This is a genomic window from Allobosea sp. Root670 (assembly GCF_001429415.1).
In the GTDB taxonomy this organism is placed as follows: Bacteria; Pseudomonadota; Alphaproteobacteria; order Rhizobiales; family Beijerinckiaceae; genus Allobosea; species Allobosea robiniae.
In genome coordinates, this window is the sequence record NZ_LMJU01000015.1 from 311,721 (window position 1) to 333,375 (window position 21,655).

Genomic DNA, 21,655 nt, shown 5'->3' on the forward strand with positions numbered 1-21,655 from the left:
GGGGCTGACCGATGCCGACCAACATCCTGATGCCCGCGCTCTCTCCCACGATGGAGAAGGGCAATCTCGCCAAATGGCTGAAGAAGGAAGGCGACACGATCAAGTCCGGCGACATCATCGCCGAGATCGAGACCGACAAGGCCACGATGGAGGTCGAGGCGGTCGACGAGGGCGTGCTCGCCAAGATCGTGGTGCCGGAAGGCACGGCCGATGTCGCGGTCAACGAGGTGATCGGCGTGATCGCCGGCGAGGGCGAGGACGCCAAGAGCGTGTCGGCTCCCGCCAAGGGCGACGCGCCGAAGGCGGAAGCTCCCAAGGCCGAACCTGCGAAGGCTGAAGCCGCCCCGGCGGCGGCTGCGCCCGCCAAGGCTGCCGAAGCTCCTGCCACATCCGCCCCGGCGAAGTCCGATGGCAGCCGTGCCTTCGCTTCGCCGCTCGCGCGCCGCATCGCCAAGGAGGCCGGGCTCGACCTCAATGCGATCAAGGGCTCCGGCCCGCATGGCCGCATCGTCGAGAAGGATGTCGAGGCCGCCAAGTCCGGTGGTGGTGCCAAGGCTGCTCCGGCTGCCGCTGCTGCACCGTCTGCGCCGAAGCCTGCGGCTGCGCCGCTCGCGAGCGGTCCCTCCGACGAACAGGTCAAGAAGCTGTTCGAGCCGGGCTCCTACGAGGAGGTCCCGCATGACGGCATGCGCAAGACGATCGCGCGCCGCCTGACCGAGGCCAAGCAGACCGTTCCGCATTTCTACGTCACCGTGGATTGCGAGCTCGATGCGCTCTTGAAGCTGCGCGGCGAGCTCAACGCCGCCGCGCCGGAGAAGGACGGCAAGCCGGCCTACAAGCTCTCGGTCAACGACATGGTGATCAAGGCGCTGGCGCTGGCGCTCAGGGCCGTGCCGGACGCCAACGTCTCCTGGACCGACAACACCATGCTCAAGCACAAGCATGCCGATGTCGGCGTCGCGGTCTCCATCCCAGGCGGCCTGATCACGCCGATCATCCGCGACGCTTGCCACAAGACGTTGTCGCAGATCTCCAACGAGATGAAGGACATGGCGGCCCGCGCCAAGGCCCGCAAGCTGAAGCCCGAGGAATATCAGGGCGGCACGACGGCGGTTTCCAATCTCGGCATGTTCGGGGTCAAGGACTTCGCGGCGATCGTCAATCCGCCGCATGCCACGATCCTGGCGGTCGGCACCGGCGAGCAGCGCGTCATCGTCAAGGGCGGCCAGCCGGCCGTCGCGACGGTGATGTCGGTGACGCTCTCGACCGATCACCGCGCCGTCGATGGCGCGCTCGGGGCCGAGCTTCTCGCAGCGTTCAAGGGCTATATCGAAAAGCCCATGGCGATGCTGGTCTGAGGCGGCGGGAGAAAAACCATGGCTGACTACGACATCATCGTCATCGGCTCCGGCCCCGGCGGCTATATCGCCGCGATCCGGGCCGCGCAGCTCGGCTTCAAGACCGCGATCGTCGAGCGCGAGCATCTTGCCGGCATCTGCTCGAACTGGGGCTGCATCCCGACCAAGGCGCTGCTGCGCTCGGCCGAGATCCTGCATTACGGCCAGCACGCCAAGGATTACGGGCTGGTGCTGGAAGGCTCGTTCAAGGCCGATCTGGAGGCGATCGTGAAGCGCTCGCGCGGCATCGCCACGCGGATGAACAACGGCGTCCAGTTCCTGATGAAGAAGAACAAGGTCGACGTGATCTGGGGCGAGGCCAAGCTGACCAAGCCCGGCACGATCGCCGTCGCGCCGACCAAGAAGCCGGCCATGCAGCCGCAGACGCCGCCGCCGAAGAACGCCAAGGGCGAGGGCACCTATACCGCCGACCATATCATCGTCGCGACCGGCGCCCGGCCGCGCGCGCTGCCCGGTCTCGAGCCGGACGGCAAGCTGATCTGGACCTATTTCGAGTCGATGGTTCCGGCGAAGATGCCGAAATCGCTGCTCGTGATGGGCTCCGGCGCCATCGGCATCGAATTCGCCTCGTTCTACCGGACGATGGGCGTCGAGGTCACCGTGGTCGAGGTGCTGCCGCAGGTCGTCCCCGTGGAGGATGCCGAGATCGGCGCTTTCGCCCGCAAGGCCTTCGAGAAACAGGGCATGAAGATCCTGACCGGTGCCAAGGTCACCAAGGTCGAGAAGGGTGCCGATTCTGTCACCGCACATATCGAGGATGAGAAGGGCGGCAAGCAGACGATCACGGCGGACCGCATGATCTCGGCCGTCGGCGTCGTCGGCAATATCGAGAACCTGGGTCTCGAGACGCTCGGCGTGAAGACAGATCGCGGCTGCATCGTCATCGACGATCTCTGCCGGACGAATGTGAAGGGCGTCTATGCGATCGGCGACGTCGCCGGCCCGCCGATGCTGGCCCACAAGGCCGAGCACGAGGCGGTGATCTGCGTCGAGGCGATCAAGGGCCTGCATCCGCATCCGATGGACAAGCTGATGATCCCGGGCTGCACCTATTGCCACCCGCAGATCGCCAGCGTCGGCCTGACCGAGGCGAAAGCCAAGGCCGCCGGCCACGAGATCAAGGTCGGCCGCTTCAACTTCGTCGCCAACGGCAAGGCCGTGGCGCTCGGCGAGGATAGCGGCATGGCCAAGACGATCTTCGACGCCAAGACCGGCAAGCTGCTCGGCGCCCATCTCGTTGGCCCGGAAGTGACCGAGCTGATCCAGGGCTTCGTCGTCGCCATGAACCTGGAGACGACCGAGGAAGAGCTGATGCACACGATCTTCCCGCATCCGACCCTGTCGGAAGTGATGAAGGAGAGCGTGCTCGACGCTTACGGCAAGGTGCTGAACGCCTGATTTTTTAGAGCACGTCATGCTCGGGCTTGACCCGAGCATCTCGTGACGAGCGGGCGCCTGAGCCTCATCCGGCACAAGATTCTCGGGTCGTCGCTTTGCGCTGCCCGAGAATGACGACCTTGTTCAAGAATGACGCCGATGCGCTGTGGCTGCCGCTTGGCGGCAGCCCGCCTGCGCTCCATATTGCGCCGATGCCGCCACGCACCCGCAAATCAGCCAAGCCCGATCGCGTCGTCCGCGACGAGGAGGTCGAGATCCTGCCGCCGCGCCGGACGCTGCCGCTCGACTGGAGCGTCATCGTGCCGACCGTCGCCTTCGGCACCGTCACGGGCTTCGCCGCCAGCCTGATCGTCGGTGGCGGCGGCGTGATCCGCCATGCGGTCGTCGGCGTGCTCGGCATGCTGGTCGGGCAGGGCATCGTGCGCCTGACCGGCTGGCGCCTGAATACCGGCTATGGCTTCCTCGACGATGCCGGCATGGCGGTCATCGGCGCCATCCTGATTATCCTGCTGGCGCGTTTCATCGCCTGAGATACCATCACCCCGTGGAACCGGCGGCAGCCGACGCCGTTGGGTACGCGCGCATTCGCGCATGGCTAGGGGAATATCCGCGATGGAAAGCTTTGCCGCCACCATGGCCCAGCCGGGCTATGGCTTCTTCATGACTCTGCTGATCGGCCTGCTCGCCGGCTGGATCGCCGAGCGCCTGACCTCGTCCGATCACGGCCTCTTCACCAATATGCTTGTCGGCGTCGCCGGCTCCTTCGTCGGCGCCAAGGTCGCGGAGCTCCTGGAGATTCCGGTCTTCGGCTTCTGGCGGACGCTGGTCGCGGCGGTCGCCGGCGCGATCATCGTCATCGTGATCTGGAACGCGGCCCGCGGTCGCAGGTGAAGCTCTGTTGCCGGGGCCGGCAGTTGCGGCAGAGCGCTTTGGGGATTAGCTAGAGGGAGCCGGCTTTGGCCGGCTCCTGCTGTTGAAGCCCGGACCCTGTTATGGCGCTTGTTCTCGACCTGCTGAACCGCGATCCGCGGCCCAATGCCGGCAATCCGAAGGCGCAAGCCGCGGAAGTGCGCCACCCCGAGAAGCAGAAGCGGCCGGAAAACCCGGTGCTGCGCAAGCCGGACTGGATTCGCGTCAAGGCGCCGGGCTCGCCGAAATGGGCCGAGACCAAGGCGATCGTGAAGGCCGAGAAGCTGGTCACGGTCTGCGAGGAGGCCGGCTGCCCGAATATCGGCGAGTGCTGGGAGAAGAAGCACGCCACCTTCATGATCATGGGCGACACCTGCACGCGGGCCTGCGCCTTCTGCAACGTGAAGACCGGCGTGCCCCTGCCACTCGATCTCGAAGAGCCGCGCAAGGTCGCTGATGCCGTCGCCAAGCTCGGGCTCAAGCATGTCGTCATCACCTCGGTCGACCGCGACGACCTCAAGGACGGCGGTGCCGAGCATTTCGCCCAGGTCATCAAGGCGATCCGGAAGGCTTCGCCCGGCACCACCATCGAAATCCTGACGCCGGACTTCCTGCGCAAGCCCGGCGCGCTCGAAGTCGTCGTGGCGGCCAAGCCCGACGTGTTCAACCACAATCTCGAAACCGTGCCGGGCAAATACCTGAAGGTGCGGCCGGGCGCCCGCTATTTCCATTCGCTGCGCCTGCTGCAGCGGGCGAAGGAACTCGATCCGACCATCTTCACCAAGTCCGGCATCATGGTCGGGCTCGGCGAGGAGCGGAACGAGGTGCTGCAGCTGATGGACGACCTGCGTTCGGCCGAGGTCGATTTCATGACGATCGGCCAGTACCTCGCGCCTTCGCGCAAGCACCACGCCGTGATCCGCTTCGTCACGCCCGACGAGTTCAAGAGCTTCGAGACCATCGCCTATGCCAAGGGCTTCCTGATGGTGTCCTCGACGCCGCTGACCCGTTCCTCGCATCACGCGGGCGAGGATTTCGCCAAGCTGCGTGCAGCGCGCGATGCCCAGATCGGTATCGGCCATAACAGCCGCGGCTGAGAAGGCGCGCCCTCGATGCCGATGTTCAACAGCACCCGCCGGGTGAGGCACTCGCCCGAGCAGATGTTCGCGCTCGTCGCCGATGTCGAGAAATATCCGCAGTTCCTGCCGCTCTGCGAGGGGCTGACGGTGCGCCGGCGCACACCCCGCGAAGGCGGCGGCGAGGTACTGCTGGCCGATATGAGCGTCGGCTACAAGGCGATCCGCGAGACCTTCACCAGTCGCGTCACGCTTGATCCGACCAATCTCAAGATCCTCGTCGAATATGTCGACGGACCGTTCCGCTATCTGGAGAACCGCTGGACCTTCAAGCCGCATGAGGCGGGCTGCGAGGTCGGGTTCTTCATCTCCTACGAGTTCGCCAGCCGGATGCTCGGCCTGCTGATGGGCGCGATGTTCGACAAGGCCTTCCGCAAGTTTGCCGAAGCCTTCGAGAAGCGCGCCGATCTGGTCTATGGCCGCGGTACGGCGCCCGTGCTGGGCGCCTGAGCGGTCACGGCCCGGTCAGCACCGTCTCGCGCAGCAGGTCGAGCGCTTCCAACACGCTGAGCCGACGGATTTCGTCGCGCGATTGCTCGCCGAAGCGCCGCTCGCGATGGCGCGTGCCGGAGGGGCCGGCGCAGGCGAAATGGACCAGCCCGACCGGCTTCTCGGCGCTGCCGCCACCGGGGCCGGCGACGCCGGTGATCGAGACCGCGAACGTGGCGTCGAGGCGCGTGCGCCCGCCCTCCGCCATGGCGCGGGCCACTGGCTCGCTCACGGCGCCGTGCTGCTCGATCAGGAGGATCGGCACGCCCGCGAGCGCGGCCTTGGCCTCGTTGGCGTAGGTGATCAGGCCACCCTGGACCATCGAGGACGAGCCGGCGATGGCGGTCAGCGCACCGCAGACGAGACCGCCGGTGCAGGATTCGACCGTGGCGACGGTGAAGCCACGCTCCATGCTCATGTTCAGCAGTTCGGCCGCGAGCGAGCGGATATCGAGATCGAACATGGCTAGTCCTCCTCGGGCAGGCGGATCGTCGCAGTCGCCAGGGCGACCAGGCCTTCGCGTCGCCCGGTGAAGCCCATACGTTCCGAAGTCGTCGCCTTGATCGCGACCTTGCCGAGGGGGAGGCCGACGATCGCCGCGATCTCGGCGCGGATGGCCTCGCGGTGCGGGCCGATCTTCGGGGCCTCGCAGACGACGGTCAGGTCGAGGAAGTCGATCCGCCCGCCGCGCTCGCGGACCCGCGTGGCTGCAAAGGCGAGGAACTGGGCCGATGCCGCGCCGCGCCATTGCGGATCGCTCGGCGGGAAATGCGTGCCGATATCGCCGTCGGCGAGCGCGCCGAGCAGGGCATCGGTCAAGGCGTGGAGCGCGACGTCGCCATCGGAATGGGCGATGACGCCCTGATCATGTCCGATCCGGACGCCACCAAGCCAGACATGGTCGCCGGGACCGAAGGCATGGACATCGTAGCCGGTGCCGACTCGCGTCACGAGGGTCCTGCCGGGGTGAGCCGCGGCCCGCAGGAAATCCGCGGCATGGGTCAGCTTCACATTAGCCGGGTCGCCCTGGAAGGTCGCGACAGGGTGACCGGCCCACTCCATCAGGGCGGCATCGTCGGTGAAGCCGTGCAGCAGGGCTGCCTCCGCAGCTTCATGGGCGTCGAGCAGCGGCCTGAAGCGGAAAGCCTGCGGCGTCTGGACGGTGACGAGCTGGTCGCGCGGCGGGGTTTCGGCGACATGGCCGTCGGCGCTGGTGCGCTTCACGGTGTCGGTTACGGGCAGGGCGGGGATGGCGGCGATCGCACCGGCGCCAAGCCGGTGGATGGCCGCGCTGATCTGTGCGCGAGAGACAAAGGGCCGGGCCGCGTCGTGGACGAGCACGATGCCGTCGAAGCCCTCGCGGGCAAGCGCAAGCAGGCCGCGCCGCACCGAGGCCTGGCGCGTCGCGCCGCCGAGCGTCGGGGCCGCAAGCCGGGAGCTGTCGATGCCGGCCATGGCATTGGTGTAGCGCGCCTCGTCGCCCTCGCCGATCACGACGGCGATGCGCGCGATCGAGGGCTCCGCCAGAAAGGGCGTCAGCGCATGGGCGAGAACGGGACGCCCCTCGACGAGGCGATATTGCTTCGGCTCGCCATCGCCGGCCCGCAGTCCGCGGCCAGCCGCGACGAGCAGGGCAGCGACGGGCTGGGGCGCATCGGAGTGACGGAGCACGGTGCTGGATTCTGGCTGCAAGCGGGTCATGGCCGCATGGCATAACCAATTCTGCTGCGATGGGGCAGGGGGTGCGACGCTGTTGCAATGCAGCATTTCTCTCTAAGCGCTTGCGCTCCCGCAGCATTGTCCAATAAATATGCATCCAGAGAAATGCCTTAAAAGCAGGCTGCCCCTTTGGACATCGCAGGTATCCCGATCGCGTCCCGCGCCTTCCTGGCGCCGATGTCCGGCGTGACCGATATCGTCATGCGCCGGCTCGCAGCCCGCAGCCATGCCGGAATCGTCGTATCCGAGATGGTGGCCTCCGACGAATTCGTGCGCGGCAGCGAGGAAGCGCGCATCCGCGCGGAGGGCGAGGGCGTGTCGCCGCATGTCGTCCAGCTCGCCGGCTGCGACCCCTACTGGATGGGGGAGGCGGCGCGGCTGGCCGAGGCCAACGGCGCCGATATCGTCGACATCAATATGGGCTGCCCGGCCAAGAAGGTGACGGGCGGCTGGGCCGGCTCCGCCCTGATGCGCGATCTCGATCATGCCGTTGCGCTTATCGAGTCTGCGGTTGCCGCCACCGGCGTGCCGGTGACGGTCAAGATGCGGCTGGGCTGGGACGACGCCTCCCGCAACGCTCCGGAGCTTGCCCGTCGCGCGGTTGCGGCGGGTGCGCGGATGATCACGGTCCATGGCCGGACGCGCCAGCAATTCTACAAAGGCAAGGCGGATTGGCAGGCCATCGCGGCGGTGCGCGCTGCCGGGGATTTCCCCTTGGTGGCCAATGGCGACATCCATGACGTTGCGGATGCACGAGGCTGCCTCGCGCAGTCGGGCGCCGATTTCGTCATGGTCGGGCGCGCTGCGCTTGGGCGGCCCTGGCTGGTCGGCGAGATCGGCGCGGCACTCGACGGGCGCGCGTTTCGGGCACCGACGCTGGCTGAGAAGCTGGCGCTGGCCTGCGAACATTACGAAGGCCTGCTGGCCTTGATCGGCATCGCCCATGGTGTGCGACACGCCCGCAAGCATCTCGCCGCCTATGCGGAAGAGGCTGTGGCCGAGGGCTGCCGGCCCGATGCCGAGCTACGCCGCAGCCTTCTGACCTCGGATCAGCCCAAGCAGGTCCTAGCGGCGCTGACGGGCCTGTTCTCGACCGACCGCGATCGTGAAGCCGCTTGAGCCGAGAGGATGAGGCGATGACGGCGATGTTTACCGACAACGGGCCTGGAGGCCGCAGCGCCTACCTGCTCGACCCGATCGAGATCCAGGCACTCAACGTGCTGCCGATGCCGGTTCTGGTGATCGGGGAGAGCCATGCCGTGCTGTATGCGAATACGGCGGCCGAGGATTTCTTCCAGTCGAGCGCCGCTCTGCTCAAGCGCCAGCGCATCGACGATTTCGTCGCTTTCGGCTCACCCGTGCTGGGGGTGATCGAGGAGGTGCAGCGCCGCGGTGCCAGCGTCAGCGAATACCGCCTCGATCTCGGCACGCCGCGCCTCGGAACCGATCACATCGTCGATGTCTTTGCCTCTCCCTTGCCCAGTCAGGGCGATGCGGTCGTGCTGATGCTGCAGGAACGGACAATTGCCGAAAAAATGGACAGGCAATTGACGCATCGCGGAGCAGCACGCTCGATAACCGCGCTCGGCGCGATGCTGGCGCATGAGATCAAGAATCCGCTTTCGGGCATCCGGGGCGCCGCGCAACTGCTCGAAGGCTCGATCCCGGATTCCGACCGGATGCTGACGCAACTCATCTGCGACGAAACCGACCGGATCGTGAAGCTGGTCGAGCGCGTCGAATTGTTCGGCGACGAGCGGCCGAGCGAGCGCGACGCGGTCAACGTCCACGACGTGCTCGACCATGTGAAGCGCCTCGCCCATTCCGGCTTTGCCCGGCATATCCGCTTCACGGAGACCTATGATCCCTCGCTGCCGCCGGTCGCCGGCAACCGCGACCAGCTCGTCCAGGTCCTGCTCAATCTCGTCAAGAACGCCGCCGAGGCGATCGGCGAAGATGCGATCGATGGCGAGATCACGCTGACAACGGCCTATCGCCCCGGCATCCGCCTGCAGGTTCCCGGCTCTTCGGAACGGATCGCGCTGCCGCTCGAAATCGGGGTGCGCGACAACGGGCCGGGCGTGCCGGCCGACCTGGTGCAGCACCTGTTCGACCCCTTCGTCACGACCAAGGCCCAGGGAAGTGGCCTTGGACTTGCACTTGTCGCCAAGGTGATCGGCGATCACGGCGGAATCGTCGAATGCGAGTCCGTTCCGCGCCGGACGCATTTCAGGATACTCCTGCCCCTGCACCAACTCCGGTCAGGGCAGGCAACGTAGAGGCCTCAAGCAACCCATGCCGACCGGTCATATCCTCGTCGCCGACGACGACGCCGCGATCCGCACCGTCCTCAACCAGGCGCTCGCCCGGGCGGGCTATGAAGTCAGGACCACCGGCCAGGCCGCGACCCTCTGGACCTGGGCCGCGCAGGGACTGGGCGACCTCATCATCACCGATGTCGTGATGCCGGACGGGAACGCCTTCGACCTGCTGCCACGCATCAAGCGGGTGCGGCCGGAACTGCCGATCATCGTGATGAGTGCGCAGAACACCTTCATGACGGCGATCAAGGCGTCGGAGCGGGGCGCCTACGAATATCTGCCGAAACCCTTCGACCTGAAGGAACTCGTCGCCATCGTGGGGCGCGCCCTGTCGCGGCCGCGGGGCGAGGCGGCACGCGGGCACGCGGCCGAGCCCGAGGACATCCCGCTGATCGGTCGCTCGCCGGCGATGCAGGACGTCTACCGCGCGCTGGCACGCCTGATGCCGATCGACCTGACCGTGATGATCAACGGAGAATCCGGCACCGGCAAGGAGCTGGTGGCCCGCGCCCTGCACGATTACGGCAAGCGCAAGAACGGCCCTTTCGTCGCGATCAACATGGCCGCGATCCCGAAGGACCTGATCGAATCCGAGCTCTTCGGCCATGAGAAAGGCGCCTTCACCGGGGCGCTGACGCGCTCGTCCGGCCGCTTCGAGCAGGCGGAGGGCGGCACGCTCTTCCTCGACGAGATCGGCGACATGCCGATGGAGGCGCAGACCCGCCTGCTGCGGGTGCTCCAGCAGGGCGAATACACCACGGTCGGCGGGCGCACCCCGATCAGGACCAATGTCCGCATCGTCGCAGCGACCAATAAGGACCTGCGCATCTCGATCGCGCAGGGCCTGTTCCGCGAGGACCTGTTCTTCCGTTTGAACGTCGTGCCGATCCGGTTGCCGCCCCTGCGCGAGCGCATCGAGGACATCCCGGACCTCGTCCGCCATTTCTTCACGCTGGTCGAGAAGGAAGGCCTGCCGCGCAAGCAGGTCGATTCGGAAGCGATGGACGTGATGCGGCAGTATCGCTGGCCGGGGAATGTCCGCGAGCTGGAGAACCTGGTCCGGCGCCTGGCGGCGCTCTATCCGCAGGAGACGATCACCGCGCCGATCATCGAGGCGGAGTTGCAGCCTGCAGCGGTGGGGCCGGGATTTACCAATAGCCCGGCGACATCCGAGCGCACGGAGACGCTGTCCGGCTCGGTCGAACGCCATCTCGGCCAGTATTTCGGCGGATTCGGCGACAATATCCCGCCGCCGGGGCTGTATCATCGCATCCTGCGCGAGATTGAGCCGCCCTTGATCGCCGCGGCGCTGGCCGCGACCCGCGGCAACCAGATCCGCGCCGCGGAGCTTCTCGGCCTCAATCGCAACACGCTGCGCAAGAAGATTCGCGAACTCGACATGCAGGTGGTGCGCTCGCCACGCTGAAACGGGGCCATCCCGCCTTGTGAATGTCATATTTTGACAACACCGTTGCGGCGGCGCATCAGTGGCGCCCGCAGGCGCGATCGGTTTGCGATCCCTGCCCCTATCGGAGTTGTCGCGAAACGTGTCCGCTTCTGTCAACGAAGCCAGAATGATGCCGCGTGGCGAGGAGAAATCCCGCCGCGTCTCGGGCTGGGTCGGCGGAATCGTCGTCGCGCTCGCGCTGATCTCGGCGCTGCTCACCTTCCTCGTGCTGTCCGGTGCGACGCCGATCGCACCCGTGCACGAGGTCGTGGTCGGCGTCTTCGTGCTCAACGCGCTGCTGATTCTGGTCCTGGTCGTCATCGTGGCCTTCGAAGCCGCGGTGCTGATCCGCGCCCGCAAGGCTGGCGCGGCTGCTGCGGGGCTGCATGTCCGCATCGTCGGCCTGTTCAGCATCATCGCCGCCCTGCCGGCGGTGCTCGTCGCCATCATCGCCACCGTCACGATCGAGCGCGGGCTGGAGCCATGGTTCTCCGACCGGATGCGCGATGCCGTCTTCAAATCGGTCGAGGTCGCCGACGCCTATGCCGCGAGCCAGTGCCGTTCGCTCGGGCGCGAGATCCGGGTGCTGGCCGACGACCTGAGCCGGGCGAAGCCCGCTTTCGACGTCGATCGCAAATGGTTCGAGAATTTCCTGACCTCCCGCGCGACGGCGCTCGGCCTTCCGGTCGCTGCGGTCATGCAGCCGCCGGACAAGGTGATCGTGCGCGCCAATATCAATGTGCTGCGCGATCCGCCAATGCCGGACCAGGCCGCCTTCGACGATGCGAAATCCGCGCCGGAGCCGATCTGCGTGATACCGCGGACGGGCACCGTCTTCGGCGCCGTGATGAAGCTGCCGGCCTATGACAACAGCTTCCTGCATGTCGCGCGGGAGGTCGACCCGCTCGCGGTCGAGTTCCCGTCGGTCGCACGCGGCGCTGCCGTCGAATACCTCTCGATCGATGCGCGCCGGAAGGGCGTCCAGATCGCCTTCGCCTCGATGTACGGGTTGATCGCGCTGATTCTGCTGCTCTCGGCGATCTGGCTGGGCCTGAGCTTCGCCAACGGACTCGTCGCGCCGATCCGGCGGATGATCGATGCGACCGACCAGGTGTCGAGTGGCAACTTCTACGTCCAGGTGCCAATCCGACGATCCGAGGGCGACCTTGCCCATCTGGGCGAGACCTTCAACAAGATGACGGCGGAGCTGCGCCGCCAGCGCGACAGCCTGGTCACGGCGAGCGAGGTGATCGACCGGCGCCGGCGCTTCACCGAGACGGTCCTCTCCGGCGTTTCCTCCGGCGTGCTCAGCCTCGATGGCGACGGGCATGTCACGACGATCAACCGCTCGGCCGAGATCCTGCTCGGGACCGGCGGGCGCCTGCTCGGCAAGCCGATCGCCGAGATCGCGCCGGAGGTGGCCGGCTTCGTCGCGGAAGCGCTGCAGAACCGCCAGCGCCAGAGCTCCGGCCAGGTCGCCTTCACCCGCGCCGGGCAGGACCGGATGGTCAATATCCGGGCCGTCAGGGAAGGCGAGGGGATGGGAGCCGGGCTCGTGGTGACGCTCGACGACATCACCGACCTCGTCTCCGCGCAACGCACCGCCGCCTGGGCCGACGTCGCCCGCCGCATCGCGCATGAGATCAAGAATCCGCTGACGCCGATCCAGCTCTCGGCCGAGCGCATCAAGCGCCGGTTCGGGCGCGTCATCGTCGAGGGCAAGGACGTCTTCGACCAATGCACCGACACGATCGTGCGGCAGGTCGAGGATATCCGGCGCATGGTCGACGAGTTCTCCTCGTTCGCCCGCATGCCGAAGCCGTCGCTTGCTCGCGAGGACATCGTCGAGACTGTCCGCCAGATCGTCTTCCTCTGGCGGGTCGGCAATCCCGAGACGACGATCGCCGAGACGCTGCCTCCGGACCCGGTGCCGGCGCGCTTCGACCGGCGCCTGATCTCGCAGGCGCTGACCAATGTCATCAAGAATGCGACCGAGGCGATCGAGGCCGTTCCGGCCGATGAGCGCGGGCAGGGGCGCATCGACGTCCAGATGGCCCGCCTTGACGACGGCCGGGTCGTCATCGACGTGATCGACAACGGCAAGGGCCTGCCGGCGGACCAGCGCCAGAAGCTGCTCGAACCCTATATGACGACGCGGGAAGGCGGGACCGGCCTGGGCCTCGCCATCGTCGGCAAGATCCTGGAGGACCATGGCGGCGGCATTGAACTGCTCGACCGTCCGGATGCCGCCAGCGGTGCACGGGGCGCGCGCATCCGCCTCTGGTTCCCCGAAACAGGCCCGGCGCAGGACACGGAGGGCGGCGATGCGGCCGCCCAGCCGGAAAACGGCTCGCGCAACACGGATTCAAGGAATGGGATACGCCTATGAGCGCTGACATCCTGGTAGTGGACGACGAAGTCGATATCCGCGATCTGGTCGCCGGCCTTCTGGAAGACGAGGGCTACCGGACCCGCAAGGCCGGCTCCGCCGACGAGGCGCTCGCCGCGATCGCGTCGCGCCGGCCGAACCTCGTCTTCCTCGATATCTGGCTGCAGGGCAGCCGGCTCGACGGCCTGCAGGTCCTGGAGCTGATCAAGGAGAGCAATCCCGATCTCGCGGTGGTGATGATCTCCGGCCACGGCAACATCGAGACGGCGGTTTCCGCGATCAAGAGCGGCGCCTACGACTTCATCGAGAAGCCGTTCAAGGCCGATCGGCTGGTGCTGGTCGCCGAGCGGGCGCTGGAGGCATCGCGCCTGCGCCGCGAAGTTCGCGAGCTCAAGACGCGCTCGGTCCAGGCCGACCGCATCGTCGGCCGCACCACGGTCGTGAACCAGCTCCGTCAGACGATCGATCGCGTCGCGCCGACCAATGCGCGCGTGCTGATCACCGGCGAGCCCGGCTGCGGCAAGGAACTGGCGGCGCGCACGCTGCACGAGGCCTCGACCCGCTCGAGCGGGCCTTTCGTCGTCATCAACGCGGCGACGATCACGCCCGAGACCATGGAGGAGGAGCTGTTCGGCGTCGAAGGCGGCGACGGGCGGTCGCGCCGGATCGGCGCGCTCGAGGAGGCCCATGGCGGCTCGCTCTATATCGACGAGATCGGCGACATGCCGCGCGAGACGCAAAACCGCATCCTGCGTGTGCTGGTCGACCAGAATTTCCAGCGCGTCGGCGGCGCGACGCGGGTCCATGTCGATGTCCGCGTCATCTCCTCGTCGAGCCGCGACCTGGCGCAGCTCATCGCCGACGGGCATTTCCGCGAGGATCTCTATCACCGCCTCGGCGTCGTGCCGATCAAGGTGCCGCCGCTGTCGGAGCGGCGCGAGGACGTGCCCGAGCTGATCGAGTTCTTCATGGAACAGATCTCGATCGCGAGCGGATTGCCGAAGCGCCAGATCGGCAGCGACGCGATGGCCGTGCTGCAATCACATGAATGGCCGGGCAACGTCCGCGAGCTGCGCAACAATGTCGAACGCCTGATGATCCTGACCAAGGGCGATCCGACGGCCGAGGTGACGATCGAGATGCTGCCGGCCGAGGTTGGCGCGATGGTGCCGACGACGCCCTCGGGCTCGGGCGGCGAGCGCCTGATGAGCCTGCCGCTGCGCGATGCGCGCGAGATCTTCGAGCGCGAATACCTGATCGCGCAGATCGCGCGCTTCTCCGGCAATATCTCGCGCACGGCCGAGTTCATCGGCATGGAGCGCTCGGCGCTGCACCGGAAACTGAAGTCGCTCGGCGTCGGTTGAGACGCGTCAGGCGCGTCACGCATGCCCAGTTGCACGCCACGCAGGCGGCATGCATCTAAAGTCGGCATTGCTGCACTTGCGTTGTGGGCGAAGACGACGATCTAATGGAGCATCGGTGTTCCGACGCTGGTGGAATGCGCCCCCGGCCTGAAACGGAACGAATTGGATCGCTGGATTTAATCCGATCGGCGATCCCAACAACAGGGACTACCCATGGCCGCCGAGCGGGCACAGAACCTCCAGGACACTTTCCTCAACCATGTGCGCAAGCAGAAGATCCCGCTGACGATCTTCCTCGTCAACGGCGTCAAGCTGCAGGGCGTTGTCACCTGGTTCGACAATTTCTGCGTGCTGCTGCGCCGCGACGGTCATTCGCAGCTCGTCTACAAGCACGCGATCTCGACCATCATGCCCGGACACCCGGTGCAATTGTTCGAGCCCGAGGAAACGGACAAGAACTGATTTGGCGACAAGCCACAAGGACGACAAGGATCGGGCGGCCACGCGGGTCACAGGCGCGAAGCCGCTCGACGAAATCGAACGCGACATCGCGGCGAATACGCGCGCCTTTGTCGTCGGACCCTATTCGCAGAAGCGCGGCGTCGCGGTCGATGCCAATCTGCGTTCCTTCGCGGCGCGGCTGGACGAGGCCGTCGGCCTTGCGGCCGCGATCGACCTGACGGTCGTCGAGCCGGTGCAGGTGCTGCTGACGGCACTCCGACCCGCGACCTATCTCGGCAAGGGCAAGGTCGAGGAACTGGCCGAGCGCATCAAGCTTGAGGAGATCAGCCTCGTCGTGATGGATTGCGCCCTGTCGCCGGTGCAGCAGCGCAATCTCGAAAAGGCTTTTGGCTGCAAGGTCATCGACCGCACTGGGCTGATCCTCGAAATCTTCGGCCGGCGCGCGCGCACCAAGGAAGGCGCGCTCCAGGTCGAGCTCGCGCATCTCAACTACCAGAAGAGCCGCCTGGTGCGGTCCTGGACCCATCTCGAACGTCAGCGCGGCGGCTTCGGCTTCCTCGGCGGCCCCGGCGAGACCCAGATCGAGGCCGACCGGCGCATCATCCAGGAGCGGATGACCAAGATCGAGCGCGATCTCGACAGCGTGAAGCGCACGCGCTCGCTGCATCGTGCCAGCCGGAAACGCGTGCCTTATCCGATCGTTGCGCTGGTCGGCTACACCAATGCCGGAAAGTCGACGCTGTTCAACCGGCTGACCTCGGCCGAGGTGCTGGCGCAGGACATGCTGTTCGCCACGCTCGACCCCACGGCACGCGCGATCAAGCTGCCGCATGGCGCGCGGATCATGCTCTCCGACACGGTCGGCTTCATCTCCGACCTGCCGACGCAACTCGTCGCCGCCTTCCGCGCCACGCTGGAGGACGCGATCGAGGCCGATGTGCTGCTGCATGTCCGCGACGTCGCCCATGAGGACACGCAGGCGCAGGCCGCCGACGTGCAGGCGATCCTGCGCGATCTCGGGATCAACCCGGACGATGGCCAGCGGGTCATCGAAGTCTGGAACAAGGCCGACCTGCTCGACCCGGCCGAACGCGAGCGCCAGCTCGGCATCGCCACGCTCCGGCCGGACGGATCGCGCCCGGTTCTGGTCTCGGCGCTGACCGGGGAAGGCATCGAACGCCTGACACGCGCGATCGAAGCGCGGATCGCGTCGAGCCGCCCGGTCTACACGCTGGATCTCGTGCCCGGAGACGGCAAGTCGCTCGCCTGGCTGCATGCCAATGGCGAAATCCTCCAGCGCGAGGATGGCGAGGATGGCGGGCTGAAGCTCGTCGTGCGTCTGCCGCTCGAGCGGGAAGGGGCGTTCACGGCGCGTTTTCCCGAGGCTGAGCGGCAGGGATAACAAGCGCGGCAGGCGCTAACGGGCGCTCTTCTCCCGCTGCTTCACCGCCTGCCAAAGCGCCTCCATCTCGTCGAGGCTGGCCTCTTTCGCCGTCCGCCCTTCGGCTTCCAGCGCCTCCTCGATGCCCTTGAAGCGGCGCTCGAACTTGGCGTTGGCGGCGGCGAGGCAGCCTTCCGGGTCGGCATCGACATGGCGGGCGAGATTGGCGACGACGAAGAGCAGGTCGCCGATCTCCTCATGGATCGCGGCCTTGTCGCCGCCGGCAAGCGCCTCGTCGATCTCGGCGGTTTCCTCGCGGATCTTGTCGAGCACGAGGCGGGCATCGTTCCAGTCGAAGCCCACGGTCGAGGCGCGGGCCTGCAGTTTCCAGGCGCGGGTGAGGGCGGGCAGCGTATGCGGCACTCCGGCGAGCACGCCGCGCTCCTCCGTCTGCGGCGGCAGGCCGGCGGCCTCGCGCGCCGCAGCCTTGGCCGCCTTCTCCTGCGCCTTGATCCGGTGCCAGAGCACTTTCACCTCGGCAGGCGAGAGATCACGCGCATCGCCGAAGACATGCGGATGCCGGCGGATCAGCTTGCTCGTGATCGCCTCGACGACGTCGGGGAAGGCGAAGGAACCCTCCTCCTCGGCCATGCGCGCATGGAACGCGACCTGGAGCAGCAGGTCGCCGAGCTCGTCCTTGAGGTCGAGCTTGTCGCCGCGGGCGATGGCGTCGGCGACCTCATAGGCCTCCTCGACGGTATAGGGCGCGACCGAGGCGAAATCCTGCTCCAGGTCCCAGGGACAGCCGGTGCCCGGCGTGCGCAGCGCGGCCATGATCTCGATCAGTCCGGCAATGTCGCGAGAGGGCTTCAACGCTGCATGTCTCCGTGAATTCGGCTACGCTCCTCCCATGATTCAAGCTACCCCGTCCATCGCGATCGACGAGAGCGAGATCGAGGAAAGTTTCGTGCGCGCCTCGGGCCCGGGCGGCCAGCACGTCAACAAGGTGTCGAGCGCGGTGCAGATCCGCTTCGACGCCCGCGGCTCGCCGTCCCTGCCCAACGATGTCGCGATCCGCTTGATGAAGCTCGCCGGCAGCCGGCTGACGCAAGACGGCGTGATCGTCATCGTCGCCCAGGCGCATCGCAGCCAGAAGCGCAATCGCGAGGAGGCGCTGGAGCGCCTGCTGGAGCTGATCCGGGCGGCTGCCGTGCGCCCGCAGGTCCGGCGCGCGACGAAGCCGACCAAGGCCTCGAAGGAACGCCGGCTCGCCTCGAAGGAGAAGCGCTCCGGCGTCAAGGCCGGCCGGCAGAAGCCGGCAAACGATTAGTATGACGGATCAAGGGGATAGGCGAGGGCAGGGTGCCCGCCCCGCCCGAGTACCGCGGCGCATCACACCCGATTACCTCCAGCGCGCGGCGATGCACTATCTCGAACGCTATTCCGCGCCGGCTGCGCAACTGCGCCGGGTGCTGGCGCGCAAGGTCGCCCTGAGCTGCCGCCACCATGGCGAGGACCCGGCTGCGCATGCGGCCGCGCTCGATGATGTCGTCTCGCGTTGCATCACCTCCGGGTTGGTCGACGACCGGCGTTTCGCCGAGGCGAGGGCTGCGACGCTCAGGCGCCGTGGCCGTTCGGCGCGCGCCGTCGCCGCCACGCTCGCCGCGAAGGGCGTGGGCCGCGAACTCGCCGAACAGGCCAGCAGCGTCGGCGACGAGGAGGAATTGGCTGCGGCCCGGAAAGCCGCGCGGCGCAAGCGGCTCGGCCCGTGGTCGCGCGGTGACCGGGCAACGAACCGCCAGAAGGATCTCGCGGCGATGGCGCGAGCCGGCTTCACGATCACGGTCGCCCGTGCCGTGATCGACGGCACGGGCGACGACGAGACGAACGACGGCGCGCTTATCTGATAGAACGATGCGCGCGTCGCCTCAGGTCGGGATGCAACGTTGCCTGGTCGCATCCCACACCCCGTCCTGGCAGGGCACGGTCGCGAAGTCTGTGAGGAGGCCCACGGCCAGCAGCGCGGCAAAAGCGGCCAACGCGATCGCCAAGCCGATGACGGCCAGCCTCACTATGCTCCGCCCCTCTCGCATCAGGCCCCTTGTGCGGGTCGATTCAACAAGGGAGGGGTGAGGGCAACCGCCTGGCTCACTCCAGCTTGACCTGCGCCTCCTTGACGACCTTGCCCCAGCGGTCGACCTCGGCCGTGACGAACTTGCCGAAATCGTCGCCGGAGAGGGTCGGCATCGGCGAGCCGCTCTTCTTCCAGGTGGCCTCGATGGCGGGAGTCTTGAGGGCTTTGCCCACCTCATCGCGCATCCTGGTCACGATCTCCGCGGGCGTGCCCTTGGGCGCCCAGAGAGCGTACCAGGTCGAGACCTCGAAGCCTTCCAGGCCGGCCTCCTTTGCCGTCGGCACGTCAGGCACGGCTTCGGAGCGGGTGGGGGCCGCGACCGCGAGCGCCCGCAGCGTGCCGCTCTGGATCTGAGCGGCCGAGGAACCGAGGCCGTCGAACAGCAGGTCGACCTGACCGGCGATCGTGTCCTGCAGCGCGGGCCCGGCGCCGCGATAGGGCACATGGGTCAGCTTCGTCTTGGTCGAGATCTGGAAGAGCTCGCCGGCGAGATGATGCGTCGTGCCGTTGCCGGCCGAGGCGAAGTTCAGCTTCTCCGGGTTCTTCCTGGCGAAGTCGATCAGCTCCGCCAGCGTCTTGGCCTGGACCTTGCCGGGATGGACGACGATGACCTGGGGCGGCTGGGCGATGACCGCGATCGGGATGAAGTCGGTCTGGATGCTGTAGTCGAGCTTCGGATAGAGCGCCGGCGCGATGGCGTGATGGGCGGCGCCGACAAAGAAGGTGTAGCCGTCGGGCCTGGCCTTCGCGGCGGCCGATGCGCCGACCGTGCCGCCGGCGCCACCGCGGTTTTCGATGATGATGCGCTGGCTGAGCTGCTGGTCGAGCTGGGCGGCGAGCGGCCGTGCGAAGGCATCGGTGCCGCCGCCGGCCGGGAAGGGCACGATGAAGGTGATCGGGCGGGCTGGCCAGGTCTCCGCCAGTGCCGGCGCGGCTGCCAGCAGCGCGAAGGCTGCGGTTGCAAGGATCAGGTCTCGTTTCGTCGTCATTGTCGATGCGTCTCCCTGGGTGCGGTGTTCGTCGGCCCCCGCCTTCGAGGCGGGCGGGGTGCGGAAGAACAGGAAGGGATGTCGATCGAACCGCGATGCGGCTTCATGCCAGACGCGGCCGATACAGCCCGAATGAGCGAAAGCAGCCCCGGCCCGGTTCGGGCCGAGGCAAGGTTGGAACGGAAGGCCGGAGAAGCTCCGGCCTCCGGGCCGGGCTCAGCTGCGATACCAGGCGGCGAGGTTCCAGGTGGTCACCTCCCAGCCCGAAATATCCGCCGTCAGGTTGTTGGCGGCGGCGCCGACGACGGTGCGCGAGATGATCGGCAGAAGCACGTTGGCCTCGCAGAAGATCTCGTTGACCTTGATCAGGAGGGCGGCGCGCTTGGCCGGATCGAGTTCGGTCTGCGCCGCCTTGTAGGCCTTGTCGGCCTCGGGGTCGGTATAGCGCGAGACGTTGCGGCCCAGCCACTTGTTCTCCTTGCTGGCGATTTCCCAGGAGACGCACTGGTTGAGGAAGCGCTCCGGATCGGGCTGTGGCTGCGTCTGGGTATACATCTCCATGTCGACATAGAGCTTGGTGTAGGTGTCGGGATTGGCCACATCCGACGAGAAATAGACCGAGGCCGTGACCGACTTCAGCTCGAGCTCGATACCGGCACGCTGGCAGGCCTGCTTGATGATGGCCTGGGTCTTCTGGCGCGGGGCGTTGATCGAGGTCTGGAAGACATATTTGAGCTTCTTGCCATCCTTTTCGCGGATGCCGTCGGAACCCTTCTTCCAGCCGGCCTCGTCGAGGATCTTGTTGGCCTTGTCGATGCTGAACTCGTATTTGAGCTTGGTCGACTTGAACTGCTTGGGCTCGTTGACGAAGCTCGCCGTAGCGGTGCCGCCGCGGCCATAGATGAACTTCTCGATCGAATCGCGATCGATCAGCAGGTTCAGCGCCGCGCGTACCTTGGGATCGCTCAGGGTCGGGTGCTTGGTCTTCGCGCTGGAACGCTCGCCGTCGACCTCGGTCCACGGATCGGTCGTGTTCAGCGTGATGAACTCCACGTCGCCCGCCGGAACCGCGACCACCTTGCCGCGTCCGCCGGTCTCCATGCGCTTGAGGACCTCGTCCTCGACCTGCAGGTTCCAGGCATAATCGTATTCGCCGGTCTGGAGGACGGCGCGGGCCGCCGAGACCGCATCGCCACCGCCCTTGGCCTCGATCGTGTCGAATTGGGGCTGGTTCTTGACGTGATAGTCGGTATTGCGCTCGCCGGTCAGGATGTCGCCCGGCTTGAATTCGACGAACTTGTAGGGGCCGGTGCCGACCGGCTTCAGGTTGGCCGGAGCCTCGCGCGATTTGGCGCCCTTGTATTCGGCAAAGAGATGCTTCGGGACCATCATCCCGACCACGCCGACGAACGGGTCGGCCCAGAATGGCGTCGGCTCCTTGAAGATCACCTTGATGGTGTGGGCGTCGACCTTCTCGACCTTGATGTCTTTGTAGGAGCCGGTGGTGTAGGCGGCGGTCGCCGGATCGGCGGCATATTCCCAGTTGAAGACGACGTCGTCGGCCGTGAACGGCTTGCCGTCATGCCATTTCACGCCCTGCTTCAGCTTCCAGGTCACGGTCTTGCCGTCGGCGGACAGACCGCCATTGGCCTTGCTCGGGATCTCGGCGGCGAGCTGCGGGAAGAGGTTGCCTTCCTTGTCCCAGCCGGCGAGCGGCTCGTAGAACACGCGGCAGGCGATCTGGTCCTTGGTGCCCGCGGCGAAATGCGGATTGAGCAGCGTCGGGGCCTGCCAGAGCAGGATCTTGAGGGCGCCGCCGCCGCCGGCCTTGGTCGGCTTGTACTTGACCGTGGCGTCCGCCATCGCGACATCGTTCCAGGCGAGGATCTGGCTGGCGATCGGCGCCATGATGCCTACGGCCGCCATCCTCTGCATGAAGGATCGTCGCGACAGCGAACCGTCCTTCACACCCGCGACCAGGCCGCGAATTTCCTCTTCCTTCATGGGGTTTCCTCCACCTTTTCAGCAAAATGGCGCCCGGCATTGAGTGCCGTGTTTTCGTTGGCGCGCCAGCAATGCATGGCCGGGCCCGGGCGTCC

General features: G+C 66.9%; 20 protein-coding genes. 15 read left to right on the forward strand and 5 right to left on the reverse strand.

From position 1 onward, the window contains the following. The first annotated feature begins 11 nt into the window (after positions 1–11). The 6 genes from ASE61_RS13910 to ASE61_RS13935 all read left to right on the forward strand — a co-directional run bounded on the left by ASE61_RS13910 (position 12) and on the right by ASE61_RS13935 (position 5,311). Complete coding sequence (locus tag ASE61_RS13910; protein WP_061967817.1) at positions 12–1,358, forward strand: pyruvate dehydrogenase complex dihydrolipoamide acetyltransferase; 1,347 nt, start codon at positions 12–14, stop codon at positions 1,356–1,358. A gap of 18 nt (positions 1,359–1,376) precedes the next feature. Continuing rightward, positions 1,377–2,816: a dihydrolipoyl dehydrogenase gene (lpdA, locus tag ASE61_RS13915; protein ID WP_061967819.1), complete on the forward strand. Its 1,440-nt coding sequence runs from the start codon at positions 1,377–1,379 to the stop codon at positions 2,814–2,816. Positions 2,817–2,935: 119 nt separating this feature from the next. Beyond that, the gene (locus ASE61_RS13920; RefSeq protein WP_156407097.1) at positions 2,936–3,346 is read left to right on the forward strand and encodes a GlsB/YeaQ/YmgE family stress response membrane protein; all 411 of its coding nucleotides are present in this window, start codon (positions 2,936–2,938) and stop codon (positions 3,344–3,346) included. 82 nt (positions 3,347–3,428) lie between these two features. Continuing rightward, positions 3,429–3,707 (forward strand): GlsB/YeaQ/YmgE family stress response membrane protein, encoded by a 279-nt coding sequence (locus tag ASE61_RS13925; RefSeq protein ID WP_061967823.1) that lies wholly within the window; start codon positions 3,429–3,431, stop codon positions 3,705–3,707. Between the two features lie 101 nt (positions 3,708–3,808). Further along, positions 3,809–4,822: a lipoyl synthase gene (gene lipA / locus ASE61_RS13930; RefSeq protein WP_061967825.1), complete on the forward strand. Its 1,014-nt coding sequence runs from the start codon at positions 3,809–3,811 to the stop codon at positions 4,820–4,822. Positions 4,823–4,837: 15 nt separating this feature from the next. Then, positions 4,838–5,311, forward strand: coding sequence for a type II toxin-antitoxin system RatA family toxin (locus ASE61_RS13935; RefSeq protein ID WP_061967827.1), 474 nt, complete (start codon positions 4,838–4,840; stop codon positions 5,309–5,311). A 4-nt stretch (positions 5,312–5,315) separates the two neighbouring features. Here ASE61_RS13935 and ASE61_RS13940 read toward each other — a convergent pair whose 3' ends face one another. Further along, entirely contained in the window at positions 5,316–5,813 is a 498-nt protein-coding gene (locus tag ASE61_RS13940; protein ID WP_061967828.1) for a CinA family protein, read from the reverse strand. A 2-nt stretch (positions 5,814–5,815) separates the two neighbouring features. Then, the gene (locus tag ASE61_RS13945) at positions 5,816–7,051 is read right to left on the reverse strand and encodes a bifunctional 2-C-methyl-D-erythritol 4-phosphate cytidylyltransferase/2-C-methyl-D-erythritol 2,4-cyclodiphosphate synthase (RefSeq protein WP_061967830.1); all 1,236 of its coding nucleotides are present in this window, start codon (positions 7,049–7,051) and stop codon (positions 5,816–5,818) included. A 147-nt stretch (positions 7,052–7,198) separates the two neighbouring features. Between ASE61_RS13945 and dusB the strand changes: the two genes are divergently transcribed. The 7 genes from dusB (at position 7,199) to hflX (ending at position 16,454) form a co-directional block, all read left to right on the forward strand. Further along, the gene (gene dusB, locus ASE61_RS13950) at positions 7,199–8,188 is read left to right on the forward strand and encodes a tRNA dihydrouridine synthase DusB (protein WP_061967832.1); all 990 of its coding nucleotides are present in this window, start codon (positions 7,199–7,201) and stop codon (positions 8,186–8,188) included. A 26-nt stretch (positions 8,189–8,214) separates the two neighbouring features. Continuing rightward, the gene (locus tag ASE61_RS13955; protein ID WP_082617450.1) at positions 8,215–9,348 is read left to right on the forward strand and encodes an ATP-binding protein; all 1,134 of its coding nucleotides are present in this window, start codon (positions 8,215–8,217) and stop codon (positions 9,346–9,348) included. 16 nt (positions 9,349–9,364) lie between these two features. Next, positions 9,365–10,816 (forward strand): nitrogen regulation protein NR(I), encoded by a 1,452-nt coding sequence (gene ntrC, locus ASE61_RS13960; protein ID WP_061967834.1) that lies wholly within the window; start codon positions 9,365–9,367, stop codon positions 10,814–10,816. Positions 10,817–10,937: 121 nt separating this feature from the next. Further along, a complete protein-coding gene (locus ASE61_RS13965; protein ID WP_244492836.1) occupies positions 10,938–13,226 on the forward strand; it encodes a sensor histidine kinase NtrY-like in 2,289 nt (762 codons plus the stop codon). Then, the gene (locus ASE61_RS13970; RefSeq protein ID WP_061967836.1) at positions 13,223–14,590 is read left to right on the forward strand and encodes a sigma-54-dependent transcriptional regulator; all 1,368 of its coding nucleotides are present in this window, start codon (positions 13,223–13,225) and stop codon (positions 14,588–14,590) included. Before ASE61_RS13965 ends, ASE61_RS13970 begins: the two co-directional genes overlap by 4 nt. A 213-nt stretch (positions 14,591–14,803) precedes the next feature. Beyond that, a complete protein-coding gene (gene hfq, locus ASE61_RS13975) occupies positions 14,804–15,052 on the forward strand; it encodes an RNA chaperone Hfq (RefSeq protein ID WP_038365847.1) in 249 nt (82 codons plus the stop codon). Between the two features lie 73 nt (positions 15,053–15,125). Then, positions 15,126–16,454, forward strand: a complete 1,329-nt coding sequence (hflX, locus tag ASE61_RS13980; RefSeq protein ID WP_200959643.1) for a GTPase HflX — start codon at positions 15,126–15,128, stop codon at positions 16,452–16,454. A gap of 15 nt (positions 16,455–16,469) precedes the next feature. Here the strand turns inward: hflX and mazG are convergent, their stop codons facing one another. Beyond that, complete coding sequence (gene mazG, locus ASE61_RS13985; RefSeq protein WP_061967839.1) at positions 16,470–17,306, reverse strand: nucleoside triphosphate pyrophosphohydrolase; 837 nt, start codon at positions 17,304–17,306, stop codon at positions 16,470–16,472. 37 nt (positions 17,307–17,343) lie between these two features. Here mazG and arfB point away from each other — a divergent pair, with 37 nt between their 5' ends. Both arfB and ASE61_RS13995 read left to right on the forward strand, forming a co-directional pair. After that, on the forward strand, positions 17,344–17,763 hold the full coding sequence (gene arfB, locus ASE61_RS13990) for an alternative ribosome rescue aminoacyl-tRNA hydrolase ArfB (RefSeq protein WP_061967840.1): 420 nt from the start codon (positions 17,344–17,346) through the stop codon (positions 17,761–17,763). Between the two features lie 91 nt (positions 17,764–17,854). Beyond that, positions 17,855–18,340 (forward strand): regulatory protein RecX, encoded by a 486-nt coding sequence (locus tag ASE61_RS13995; RefSeq protein WP_244492837.1) that lies wholly within the window; start codon positions 17,855–17,857, stop codon positions 18,338–18,340. A gap of 241 nt (positions 18,341–18,581) precedes the next feature. Here the strand turns inward: ASE61_RS13995 and ASE61_RS14000 are convergent, their stop codons facing one another. Beyond that, the gene (locus ASE61_RS14000; RefSeq protein ID WP_082617424.1) at positions 18,582–19,556 is read right to left on the reverse strand and encodes a Bug family tripartite tricarboxylate transporter substrate binding protein; all 975 of its coding nucleotides are present in this window, start codon (positions 19,554–19,556) and stop codon (positions 18,582–18,584) included. A 216-nt stretch (positions 19,557–19,772) separates the two neighbouring features. Continuing rightward, entirely contained in the window at positions 19,773–21,560 is a 1,788-nt protein-coding gene (locus tag ASE61_RS14005) for a peptide ABC transporter substrate-binding protein (RefSeq protein ID WP_061967843.1), read from the reverse strand. Between the last annotated feature and the right edge of the window lie 95 nt (positions 21,561–21,655).